Raw genomic sequence first — 12,164 nt, forward strand, 5'->3', positions numbered from 1 at the left:
CGGTTTGTTCATGCTGCGCTCCGGCATTCGGATGCGCCGCAGGGTCTTCATTTGGTCAGTACAAAACCTTTCAGCTTGGCAAAAGCCGCTTCGATCAATGCCTTCTGCTGTGCAAAATGCTTGTCGTAATAGCCGACGGCCGGCGATGCGCTGGCCGGGCGGCCCGCATAAGCCAGCTTCTGGCCATCTTCCATGTTCTCCAGAATGTTGTGCTGGATCTGGAACCACGCGCCCTGGTTCTGCGGTTCATCCTGCGCCCACACCAGTTCGTTCGCGTTCGGGAATTTCTTCAGTTCGGCAGCAAATGCCTTGTGCGGGAACGGATACAACTGCTCGATACGAATGATCGCCACGTCGTTCTGCGCGCGCTCCTTGCGGGCGGCGACCAGATCGTAGTAGACGCGGCCCGAGCAGGCGACGATGCGCTTGACCTTCTTCGCATCGATTTTGTCGTCGACTTCGCCGATCACGGTCTGGAAGGAACCCTTTGCGAGATCCTCCAGCGGCGAACCGGCATCCTTGTTGCGCAACAACGATTTCGGCGTCAGGATCACCAGCGGCTTGCGGAACAGACGGATCATCTGACGACGCAGCAGATGGAATATCTGCGCGGCCGTCGTCGGCTGCACGACCTGCATATTGTTGTCAGCACACAGTTGCAGGAAGCGTTCGGGACGTGCCGAAGAGTGTTCCGGCCCTTGGCCTTCATAGCCGTGCGGCAGCATCATGACGAGGCCGGAGATGCGTCCCCATTTCACTTCGCCGGAACTGATGAACTGATCGATGACGACCTGCGCGCCGTTGGCGAAGTCGCCGAACTGCGCTTCCCAGATCGCCAGTGTGTTCGGGTCCGCCGTCGAATAGCCGTATTCGAACGCGAGCACCGCTTCTTCCGACAGCACGGAATCGATGACGCGGAACCAGGCCTGCTGGTCGGAGACGTTCTGCAGCGGCACATAGGTACCGGCGTCCCATTTTTCGCGGTTCTGATCGTGCAGCACCGAGTGACGATGGACAAAGGTGCCGCGTCCCGCATCCTGACCAGTCAGGCGCACCGCATAACCGGAACTGACCAGCGACGCATAGGCCAGATGTTCGCCCATGCCCCAGTCCAGATCCATTTCGCCGCGGCCCATCGCGGCACGGTCGGCCAGCACTTTTTCTACCAGCGGATGCACCTTGAAATTTTCCGGGATCGTCGTGATGCGTGTCGCCAGACGCTTGAGCTCCGTCAACGGCACGGCGGTATCTGCCGCATCGGTCCATTTCCTGTTCAGAAACGGCATCCAGTCGACCGCATACTTGCTCTTGAAGTTGGAGATGACCGGATCGATCGTATGTTTGCCAGCATCCATCGCATCGCGATATTCCCGCATCAGTTGATCGCCCCGATCGGCATCGATGACGCCCTGCGTTGCCAGCTTGTCGGCATACAGCTTGCGCGTGCCGGTATGCTGGGCAATCTTCTTGTACATCAGCGGCTGCGTCAGCGCCGGCGTATCCTGCTCGTTATGACCCAGCTTGCGGAAGCAGATCAGGTCGATGACGATGTCCTTGCGGAATTCCTGGCGATAATCCAGTGCCAGTTGCGAGGCAAACACGACCGCTTCCGGATCGTCGCCGTTCACATGCAGAACCGGTGCCTCGATCATCTTCGCGACATCCGAGCAGTACAACGTCGAACGCGAATCGCGCGGATCCGAAGTCGTGAAACCGATCTGGTTATTGATGATGATATGTACGGTGCCGCCAGTGCCGTAACCGCGCGTCTGCGCGAGATTCAGTGTTTCCATCACCACGCCCTGGCCTGCGAAAGCGGCATCGCCGTGGATCAGTACCGGCAGTACCTGCTGTGCCGGATCGTTGCTGTTGTCGTTGTTGCCGCGGCGTTCGATACGTGCGCGCACCGAACCTTCGACCACCGGATCGACGATTTCCAGATGGGAAGGGTTGAAGGCCAGCGACAAATGCACCGGACCGCCCGGCGTGCTGACGTCGGATGAAAAACCTTGGTGATACTTGACGTCGCCGGACGGAAGATCGTCCGCATGGCGTCCTTCGAATTCGGCAAACAGTTCCTGCGGCGTCTTGCCCAGGATGTTGACCAGTACATTCAGGCGGCCGCGATGCGCCATGCCGATGACGATCTCCTGCACGCCCTTCTCACCGCCACGCTGGATGACTTCGTCGAGCGACGCGATGAAGCTTTCGCCGCCTTCCAGCGAAAAACGTTTCTGGCCAACGTACTTGGTGTGCAGATAGCGTTCCAGCCCTTCCGCCGCGGTCAGGCGTTCGAGAATATGTTTTTTCTTTTCGGCCGGGAACGTCGGCGAGGAACGCAAGGATTCCAGCTTTTCCTGCAGCCACAGCTTGGGCTTGGGATCGCTGATGTACATGAACTCCGGCCCGATCGACCGGCAGTAGGTGTCGCGCAGCGCATTCAGCAGATCGCGCAGCGATGCCGTTTCTGTGCCGAAGTACGTATTACTGATGTTGAACACGATGTCCATGTCCGCATCGGTGAAGCCGTAGAAGGACGGCTCCAGTGCTGGAATCGACGGACGCTCCTGGCGCTGTAGCGGATCGAGATTGGCCCAGTTGTTGCCGAGTACGCGATAGGCGGCGATCAATTGCGTGACGGCGACGCGCTTGCGTTCCATCTCGATGTCTTCGATCGGTGCAATGACACGAATCGGACCGCGTTTGGCACGTTCGGCAAAGGAAGCAATGACGGAAGCATGCGTCACATCGGGACGCTCGGAACCATCGACTGCGGGGACATGTTGCAAGGCGTCGAAGTAGGAACGCCAGTTATCGGGGACGGCCCCCGGATTATCTAGATACGCTTCGTACAGTTCTTCGACGTACGGCGCGTTCCCTCCGAACAGATAGGAGGTGGAAACCGACTGCTGCATCATCTTGCTCACCTTTCTTCGCGTTTCGCGAGATTAGCGGGTTGTTCAAACCTTCCGCGACACGGCCTGACCGGTTAGCGGATTGCACATCAAACCAAATTGTAGGGAAGGACGTTGTTACTTTGTGGCGTTCGTTCCGAAGTGTGAAAACGAGAATAGCATATCTACCTGCATCGTGAAGGCCATGAAAAAACCGGCGGAAACTATTTCTATTTTCCGCCGGTTTCCCTTACTGCAGCCTTACTGTGTGATCGCAATTACTTGCGCTTGGCGATTTCGACGACATCGCGTTGCGTGGAACCGATGTACAGCTGGCGCGGACGGCCGATCTTCTGTTCTGGATCGGAAATCATTTCGTTCCATTGCGCAATCCAGCCGACGGTGCGCGCCATCGCAAAAATGCCGGTGAACAACGAAACCGGGATACCCAGCGCCGATTGCACGATGCCCGAGTAGAAATCGACGTTCGGGTACAGCTTGCGGGACACAAAGTAATCGTCTTCCAGCGCAATGCGCTCCAGTTCCATGGCCAGTTTGAACAACGGATCGTCGTGCAGGCCCAGTTCGTTCAGCACTTCGTAGCAGGTTTCGCGCATCAGCTTGGCGCGCGGATCGAAATTCTTGTAGACGCGATGACCGAAGCCCATCAGGCGGAAACCGGAATCCTTGTCTTTTGCCTTGGCGATGAATTCAGGAATACGCTCGACGCTGCCGATCTGCTTCAGCATGTTCAGCGCAGCTTCGTTCGCGCCGCCGTGCGCCGGACCCCACAGGCAGGCGATGCCGGCTGCGATACAGGCAAACGGGTTCGCACCGGACGAGCCGGACAGGCGGACGGTGGACGTCGATGCATTCTGTTCGTGGTCGGCGTGCAGGATCAGGATGCGATCCAGTGCGCGCACCAGAACGTCGTTGATCTTGTACTCTTCGCTCGGCGTCGAGAACATCATATGCATGAAGTTCGCCGTGTACGACAGGTCATTGCGCGGATAGACGAACGGCTGGCCGATCGAATACTTGTACGACATCGCCACCAGCGTCGGCATCTTGGCGATCAGGCGGATCGCGGAAACTTCGCGATGATGCGGATCGTTGATGTCCAGCGAATCGTGATAGAAGGACGCCAGCGCGCCAACGGTCGCAACCAGCACCGACATCGGATGCGCGTCGCGACGGAAGCCGCGGAAGAAGAACTGCATCTGCTCGTGCAGCATGGTGTGCTTGCCGACAGTGCTGACGAAGTCCTTCTTCTGTGCAGCCGTCGGCAGTTCGCCCTTCAGCAACAGGTAGCTGCTTTCCAGGAAATCGCATTCGACCGCCAGTTGTTCGATCGGGTAACCGCGATACAGCAGTTCGCCCTTGTCACCGTCGATGTAGGTGATCGTCGAGTCGCACGACGCCGTCGACATGAAGCCCGGATCGTAGGTGAATTTGCCGCTGGAGCCGTACAGCTTGCGGATATCGACGACATCTGGACCAAGCGAGCCTTTGTAGATCGGCAGATCTACCGAGGGAGAACCGTCGGAAAACGACAGTGTAGCTTTGGTGTCAGATTGTGAGTGAGGCATGGCTCTTCCTTCTAGTAACGTAGGATGTAATCCCAATTTAAAAACCTGCGCACGCGCGCTAGACAGCACGCATCCTTGCCAGCAATGCCCGAACGTGCGGCAGATCGACCTCGCCTTCCGGTTCGTTTCTCGCCAGCAGCAAATTCAGCAAATCGTTATCCGGCAACTCCATCAGCATCGAAAAGGCATCGACCTCTTCGTCGCTGAGCGTCTCCTCATGGCCATCGAGAAAACGCGTGATGATCAAATCGTTCTCGAGCAGTCCGCGACGCGCACGCCATCTAAGGCGCGCACGCTTTACCGGATCTGCCTGATGAGTTATCTGCGACATGGCATCCACCTCGGCAACACGTTTCCATGCCATCTTCCCGTCAGGGAAGGAAAAGGCGGCCGACTGGCCGCCATACATATGTACGCGGCCTAGACGGCCCGACGCACCATCAATTCCTTGATCTTTCCGATCGCGCGCGTCGGATTCAGCCCTTTCGGGCAGACATCCACGCAATTCATGATCGTATGGCAGCGGAACAGCCTGTATGGGTCTTCCAGGTTGTCCAGGCGCTCGCCGGTCGCATGATCCCTGCTGTCGGCGATGAAGCGATACGCCTGCAGCAATCCTGCCGGGCCGACAAACTTGTCCGGATTCCACCAGAAGGATGGGCAGGACGTCGAGCAGCAGGCGCATAGTATACATTCGTACAGGCCATCGAGCTCTTCCCGCTCGGCCGGCATCTGCAGGCGCTCTTTTTCAGGCGCAATTGTATCGTTAATCAGAAAAGGCTTGATCGAATCGTACTGCTTGAAGAATTGTGTCATGTCCACGATCAGGTCGCGGATGACCGGCAGGCCCGGCAATGGACGCAGCATGATCGGCTCGGTCAGATCGTTCAGGTTGGTGATGCAGGCCAGGCCGTTCTTGCCGTTGATGTTCATCGCATCCGAACCGCAAACGCCCTCGCGGCACGAACGGCGTAACGCAAGAGAATCGTCGACATCGGCCTTGATGCGCTGCAGTGCATCGAGCAGCATCTTGTCGTGCGGATGCAGTTCGACCGTTACATCCTGCATGTAAGGCTTTTCGTCCTTGTCCGGATCGTAACGGTAAATCTGGAGTCTGATAGTGCGTCCCATATTGGCTGCCTCAGAATGTGCGAGGTTTTGGCTTGAAGGTTTCGACAGTCAGCGGTTGCGTGACGACCGGTTTGTATTCGAGATGGTTGTCTTCGGAAAAGTACAGCGAATGCTTGAGCCAGTTTTCGTCGTCGCGTTGTTCATAATCCCGATGCGCATGCGCGCCGCGCGATTCCTTGCGTGCGGCAGCGGCAACGATGGTCGCCTTCGCCGTTTCGATCATGTTGTCCAGTTCCAGCGCCTCGATGCGCGCCGTGTTGAAGACGCGCGACTTGTCCTTGAATGACACATGCTTGCGGCGCTCGTCCAGTTCCATGATCTTCTTCACGCCGGTCTGCAGCAGTTCGTCGGTGCGAAACACGCCGCAGTAGCGCTGCATCGTCGAACGGATATCGTTGGCGACATCCTGCACGCGCTCTGAACCGGTGCTGCTTTCCAGTCGCGCCAGACGTTCCAGCGCGCGGTCGGCGGCATCCGCCGGCAGCGGAATATGTTCACGGCGGGTCAGATTGCTGCGCACGATGTGATTGCCCGCAGCGCGGCCGAATACCAGCAGATCGAGCAGCGAATTGGTGCCGAGGCGGTTCGCGCCATGTACCGACACACAAGCGCATTCGCCCACTGCGTAAAGTCCGTTGACGACCGAATTCGGATTGCCGTTGCGCGGCGCCACCACCTGGCCGTGAATGTTGGTCGGGATGCCGCCCATCTGGTAATGGATGGTCGGCACCACCGGAATCGGTTCGCGCGTGGCATCGACGTTGGCGAACTTGCGTGCGATTTCCAGGATCGACGGCAGGCGCTTCTGAATCGTCTCGGCACCGATGTGGCGCAGATCCAGCAGCACGTGATCCTTGTGCGGGCCGACACCGCGGCCTTCCTTGATTTCCTGATCCATTGAACGCGAGACGAAGTCGCGCGGCGCCAGATCCTTCAGCGTCGGCGCATAGCGCTCCATGAAACGCTCACCCTCGCTGTTGACGAGAATGCCGCCCTCGCCGCGCACGCCTTCGGTAATCAGCACGCCGGCACCGGCCACGCCGGTCGGGTGGAACTGCCAGAATTCCATGTCTTCCAGCGGCAAGCCGGCGCGCGCCGCCATGCCCATGCCGTCGCCGGTATTGATGAAAGCGTTGGTCGATGCGGCCCAAATGCGGCCTGCGCCGCCGGTCGCCAGCAGCGTGGTCTTCGCCTGCAGGATCATCACCTCGCCGGTTTCCATCTCCAGCGCGACAACGCCGATCACGTCACCGTCATGGTCGCGCATCAGGTCGATCGCCATCCATTCGACGAAGAAATGCGTATGCGCACGTACATTGCGCTGGTACAGCGTATGCAGCATTGCGTGGCCGGTGCGGTCGGCGGCGGCGCAGGCGCGCTGCACCGGCTTCTCGCCGAAATTGGCGGTGTGGCCACCGAATGGACGCTGGTAGATCGTGCCGTCCGCATTGCGGTCGAACGGCATGCCGAAATGTTCGAGTTCGTAGACGACGCGCGGCGCTTCGCGGCACATGAATTCGATGGCGTCCTGGTCGCCCAGATAGTCCGATCCTTTGATGGTGTCGAACATGTGCCAGTACCAGTTGTCTTCGGCCATGTTGCCCAGCGACGCGCCGATGCCGCCCTGCGCCGCCACCGTATGCGAACGTGTTGGGAAGACCTTCGACAATACGGCGACGCTCAGCCCCGCTTCGGCAAGCTGCAGCGACGCACGCATGCCGGAACCGCCGGCGCCGATGATGATCGCATCGAAATGACGTACCGGAATGCTGGATTTGATTGCAGCCACGTTAGGCTCTCCAAAGAATCTGTGCGGCCCAGCCCGCGCATGCCAGCAGCCACAGGACAGTGGCAACCTGCAACGCCAGGCGGATCGAAACCGGTTTGATGTAATCCATCCAGATGTCGCGCATGCCAACCCATGCGTGATAAAACAGCGACAGCAGCGCGACGAAGGTCAGCATCTTGAACCATTGATGCGCGAACAGTCCCGCCCAGCTTTCATAGCCGATGTCGCCTGAAATCAGGAACGCGACCAGCAGCACCAATGTATAGACGACCATCACGATGGCCGTGATGCGCTGCGCCAGCCAGTCCCGCAAACCGTAATGGGCGCCCACGACCAGTCTGTGCGGTCCGATATTGTCGTTTGCCATCAGAAAGCTCCGAACAGTTTGAGTGCGAAGAGCAGCGTCAGCGGCAGGCTGACTGCGAATACGGCAACCGACGAACGCCGCGCCTTGTCCTTGTCGAGGCCGACATGCACATCCAGCAACAGGAAACGGATACCGGCGCAGATATGATGCAGATAAGCCCAGATCAGGCCCAGAAGCAGCAGCTTGATGAACCAGTGCGAAACGATGCCCTTGAAATATTCGAACGAAATCTCCGACATCAGGCTCTTGTCCAATAACAGCAGCATGAGCGGCAGCAGCAAAAACATCAGCGCACCACTGACGCGGTGCAGGATGGACAAAATCGCAGCCAGCGGCATGCGGTAGCGCGCAATATCGGCAAGGCCGATATTCTTGTACTGCGGCTTGCCGGTTTTGATTGGCTCAGTCATGGCGTGAATTTCCCGAATGAGATGAACACGTAATTTTCCCCGATTTTGATGTGCCACACCATGTAATTTTCATGACGGCCAACGCGTCGTTCAGTGAAATATGTTTCATCGTCAGTTCAACGCATTCTCATAATGGTGGCCGTTCGTCACATACAGCGAACGCCGCACTTCCACCGGCTTGTCGCCATAAGTAAACGACAGACGATTCACGCTGAGCAGCGGCGTGCCAGCAGCGATCTTCAGCAATTCGGACGCCTGACGATCGGCCGCCACGGCGCGGATGTTCTCGACTGCACGAATCATCTGCATGCCGAATTCCGTTTCCAGCAAGGCATACATCGGCCCCTTGTACTGCAGCATGCGCTCGACCGACAGGCCCTTGAACAACTGCCCCGGCAGCCACAATTCCTCAAGAATCGTCGGCGCGCCGTCGAAGGACTGGATGCGTTTCATGAAGACCACCGAATCGCCGGTCTTGATGTCGAGCTGACGTGCGATATCCGCCGGCGCGCGCAGACGCTTGGCTTCGATGATGACGTTATCGGGGTAATGCGCCTCGCCGACATCCGGCTTCAGACGCAGGAAACGGAATTGCGAACGCGCTTCCTGGTGCGTGGCGACGAAAGTGCCTTTGCCCTGGCGGCGTACCACCAGATTTTCTGCAGCCAGTTCGTCAATGGCCTTGCGCACGGTTCCCTGGCTGACCTTGAAACGGCTCGCCAGCTCCATTTCGCTGGGAATGAGTTCGCCGGCACGCCATTCGCCCGACTGCAGTTGCTGCATGATCAATGCCTTGATCTGCTGGTAAAGCGGGCTGAACCTCGGCGGCGATGCGCCAGCCGTCCGCCCTCCCGAAGAAGAGGGTGCGGCACTGCTTGACGAAATAGGCTGGGCAGGCGTCATGGAGAAGGATTTCACCACAAAAAATCCGGTGCGTCCAGCGAAATCCATAAATAACATATCTTATATAAGACATAAGATAGATATTGACAGCGCAACATCCGGAAGACTACACTCGCCGCACGATTCACCGGTCGCCCTGCACGGCCGTCGGCTTATTTATCGGATCGGCTTATCTTTTATCGGCTTATTTAAATTGTCCGGATCGATTCCATGAATTTCGCGACCATGCCCGCAGACAACACGCATTCCCCGCCCTGCCGCTGACTAATCGGGCATTCGACTGTATCATTGCGCGACGCGAAATTTTTCCCGGAATCGGATCAAGATCCGCGGAATCGAATCCGCAAAATTTAATCCGCAGAACCTAATCCGACTTCATCATTTTCTTGGAGATTCAACATGGCTAAAGCCCCCATGCGTGTTGCCGTAACAGGCGCCGCCGGCCAGATCGGCTACTCGCTTCTTTTCCGTATCGCCAACGGCGACATGCTTGGCAAGGACCAGCCGGTCATCCTGCAACTGCTGGAAATCAATGATGAAAAAGCCCAGAAAGCGCTGAAAGGCGTGATGATGGAAATCGACGACTGCGCCTTCCCGCTGCTGGCCGGCATGACCGCGCACAGCGATGCGATGACCGCATTCAAGGATGCCGACGTCGCACTGCTGGTCGGTGCGCGTCCACGCGGTCCGGGCATGGAACGCAAGGACCTGCTGGAAGCCAACGCGCAGATTTTCACCGTGCAAGGCAAGGCGCTGGACGCCGTCGCCTCGCGCAATGTCAAGGTGCTGGTGGTCGGCAACCCTGCCAACACGAATGCGCACATCGCCATGAAATCGGCACCTAGCCTGCCAGCCAAGAACTTCACCGCGATGCTGCGCCTGGATCACAACCGCGCACTGTCGCAGATCGCCGCCAAGACCGGCAAACCGGTTTCGTCGATCGAAAAACTGTGCGTCTGGGGCAATCACTCGCCGACGATGTATCCCGACTATCGTTTCGCCACCGCCGACGGCCAACCCGTCAAGGCGATGATCAACGATGACATCTGGAATAAGGATGTCTTCCTGCCGACCGTCGGCAAGCGCGGCGCCGCCATCATCGATGCGCGCGGCCTGTCTTCCGCCGCTTCCGCCGCCAACGCCGCCATCGACCACGTGCGCGACTGGGTGCTGGGCACCAACGGCAAATGGACCACGATGGGCATTCCGTCCGACGGTTCCTACGGCATCCCGAAAGACATCATCTTCGGCTTCCCGGTCACGACCGAGAACGGCGAATACAAGATCATCCAAGGTCTGGAAATCGACGCCTTCTCGCAAGAACGCATCAACCTGACGCTGAAAGAACTGACCGAAGAGCGCGAAGGCATCAAGCACCTGTTGCCATGATGCCCGCGATGGACGGGCTTCCCGCAAACGAAACCCGTCCATCGTCCCGCCAGCCATAACGCAAGCCAGACACCATGTCGCTCACGCATCCTTCCGAGGTCCTGTTCCAGGGAACGCACCCACCGGTATCGATTCCGGCCTGCGATCACTATGCCGGTTCGGAAAAGCTGATGCGCAAGTCGATGGCGCTACAGCACGAACTCGGACCGGTCTTCGACATTACCTTCGATTGCGAAGATGGCGCATCGAACGGCAGCGAAGAAGCGCATGCGCACCTGATCGGCACATTGCTGACCGGCGACGACAACCGCTTCGACCGCATCGGCGCCCGCGCGCATGACATCGGCAGCCCTTTTTTCGAGCAGGACATCGAGATCATCCTGCAGCATGCTGCAACGAAGCTGGCCTATCTCGTCGTACCGAAAGTCGACAGCGTGGCCGACGTCAAGAACGCAGTCGCCCTGATCGGCAAGCACGCGAAGAAACACGGGCGTGACAAGCTGCCGGTCCATGTACTGATCGAAACTCATGGCGCGCTGGCCGATGTGCATGCAATCGCCGCGATTCCGCAGGTCGAATGCCTATCGTTCGGCGTGATGGATTTCGTCTCCGCGCACTACGGCGCAATCCCCGGCACGGCGATGCGCTCCCCCGGCCAGTTCACGCATCCGCTCGTGATGCGCGCCAAGCTGGAAATCGCCGCCGCCTGCCACGCTTATGGAAAAGTGCCGTCGCACAACGTGACGACGGAAATCAACGACACCTCCGTCGTCGCCAGCGATGCGCATCGTGCCGCATCCGAATGTGGCTACACGCGGATGTGGAGCATCCATCCAAATCAGATTCGCCCCATACTCAAATCGCTCGCGCCGCGGCTTTCCGAGGTGAATGAAGCCGCTGCCATCCTGTCGCAGGCACAGGAAGCGCAATGGGGACCGATACAGCACAACGGCAAGTTGCACGATCGCGCCAGCTATCGCTACTACTGGACCATCCTGCAACGTGCGCATGCCGCTGGCCTGCAGATGCCTGAGGCCTCGCATGCGCTGTTATGAATGGCAATAATGAATCACCCTCGCCTGTCCACGTGGACGGTAGATGAATGAAATCGAACGGAGAACCCTGCATGAACAAACTGCTCTGCGCCCTTCTGCTGGTTGGCTTGACGTCCGCGCCTGCGTTCGCACAGTCCGCCGCGCCGCAAACGCATAAGGAAACCGCCAAGAAACCGGCGAAGAAGACCGCCAAGAAAGCCGCGCCCGCTGCTGCGGCTGGTGCCGATGGACTGGTGCCTGACATGTCCGAGGAAGATCTGGGCGAAGCCAATATCGAAGGCTCGGTCGTCACCGAATACGCCTGCGAACTCGGCAACAAGATCACGACCTATCACAACGACAGCGACGACAAGTACATGGCGCTGCGCTGGAAAAACACCGTGCATCGCCTGCGCCGCGTCGGCACCAGCACCGGCGCCAACCGCTTCGAGAATCGCCGTTACGGCCTGGTCTGGATCAGCATCCCGTCGAAGGCCATGCTGCTCGATTCGCGCAAGGGCCAGCAGTTGGCAAACGAATGCCGCAACCCCGAACAGCAAAAGGCACTGGCAGCCAAGAAAGGCTGACATTGCCATGACGTCGCTGCTGCGGCCGACAAACGGCGGCGTCACTCACCACATTCACATATCGGCCATTC

General features: G+C 58.6%; 11 protein-coding genes. 3 read left to right on the forward strand and 8 right to left on the reverse strand.

The features are described 5' to 3' along the window. Positions 1-47: 47 nt before the first annotated feature. The 8 genes from IEV40_RS00725 to IEV40_RS00760 form a co-directional block, all read right to left on the reverse strand. The gene (locus tag IEV40_RS00725) at positions 48-2,918 is read right to left on the reverse strand and encodes a 2-oxoglutarate dehydrogenase E1 component (protein ID WP_188419942.1); all 2,871 of its coding nucleotides are present in this window, start codon (positions 2,916-2,918) and stop codon (positions 48-50) included. A gap of 254 nt (positions 2,919-3,172) precedes the next feature. Further along, entirely contained in the window at positions 3,173-4,483 is a 1,311-nt protein-coding gene (gltA, locus tag IEV40_RS00730) for a citrate synthase (protein WP_188419068.1), read from the reverse strand. Positions 4,484-4,541: 58 nt separating this feature from the next. Continuing rightward, positions 4,542-4,814, reverse strand: a complete 273-nt coding sequence (locus IEV40_RS00735; protein ID WP_188419069.1) for a succinate dehydrogenase assembly factor 2 — start codon at positions 4,812-4,814, stop codon at positions 4,542-4,544. 89 nt (positions 4,815-4,903) lie between these two features. Further along, on the reverse strand, positions 4,904-5,614 hold the full coding sequence (locus IEV40_RS00740; RefSeq protein WP_188419070.1) for a succinate dehydrogenase iron-sulfur subunit: 711 nt from the start codon (positions 5,612-5,614) through the stop codon (positions 4,904-4,906). Between the two features lie 10 nt (positions 5,615-5,624). Beyond that, positions 5,625-7,403 (reverse strand): succinate dehydrogenase flavoprotein subunit, encoded by a 1,779-nt coding sequence (gene sdhA, locus IEV40_RS00745; protein WP_188419071.1) that lies wholly within the window; start codon positions 7,401-7,403, stop codon positions 5,625-5,627. A gap of 1 nt (position 7,404) precedes the next feature. Further along, the gene (sdhD, locus tag IEV40_RS00750; protein ID WP_188419072.1) at positions 7,405-7,770 is read right to left on the reverse strand and encodes a succinate dehydrogenase, hydrophobic membrane anchor protein; all 366 of its coding nucleotides are present in this window, start codon (positions 7,768-7,770) and stop codon (positions 7,405-7,407) included. Next, positions 7,770-8,180 (reverse strand): succinate dehydrogenase, cytochrome b556 subunit, encoded by a 411-nt coding sequence (sdhC, locus tag IEV40_RS00755; protein ID WP_188419073.1) that lies wholly within the window; start codon positions 8,178-8,180, stop codon positions 7,770-7,772. Before sdhC ends, sdhD begins: the two co-directional genes overlap by 1 nt. A 111-nt stretch (positions 8,181-8,291) precedes the next feature. Next, positions 8,292-9,101 (reverse strand): GntR family transcriptional regulator, encoded by an 810-nt coding sequence (locus IEV40_RS00760; RefSeq protein ID WP_229723896.1) that lies wholly within the window; start codon positions 9,099-9,101, stop codon positions 8,292-8,294. 381 nt (positions 9,102-9,482) lie between these two features. Here IEV40_RS00760 and IEV40_RS00765 point away from each other — a divergent pair, with 381 nt between their 5' ends. The 3 genes from IEV40_RS00765 to IEV40_RS00775 all read left to right on the forward strand — a co-directional run bounded on the left by IEV40_RS00765 (position 9,483) and on the right by IEV40_RS00775 (position 12,093). Then, positions 9,483-10,472 (forward strand): malate dehydrogenase, encoded by a 990-nt coding sequence (locus tag IEV40_RS00765; RefSeq protein WP_188419074.1) that lies wholly within the window; start codon positions 9,483-9,485, stop codon positions 10,470-10,472. A 74-nt stretch (positions 10,473-10,546) separates the two neighbouring features. After that, complete coding sequence (locus IEV40_RS00770; RefSeq protein ID WP_188419075.1) at positions 10,547-11,527, forward strand: HpcH/HpaI aldolase/citrate lyase family protein; 981 nt, start codon at positions 10,547-10,549, stop codon at positions 11,525-11,527. A gap of 71 nt (positions 11,528-11,598) precedes the next feature. Further along, on the forward strand, positions 11,599-12,093 hold the full coding sequence (locus tag IEV40_RS00775; protein WP_188419076.1) for a hypothetical protein: 495 nt from the start codon (positions 11,599-11,601) through the stop codon (positions 12,091-12,093). The last annotated feature ends 71 nt before the right edge of the window (positions 12,094-12,164 follow it).

Origin of the sequence: Oxalicibacterium solurbis (assembly GCF_014635845.1) — a bacterium.
GTDB lineage: Bacteria > Pseudomonadota > Gammaproteobacteria > Burkholderiales > Burkholderiaceae_D > Oxalicibacterium > Oxalicibacterium solurbis.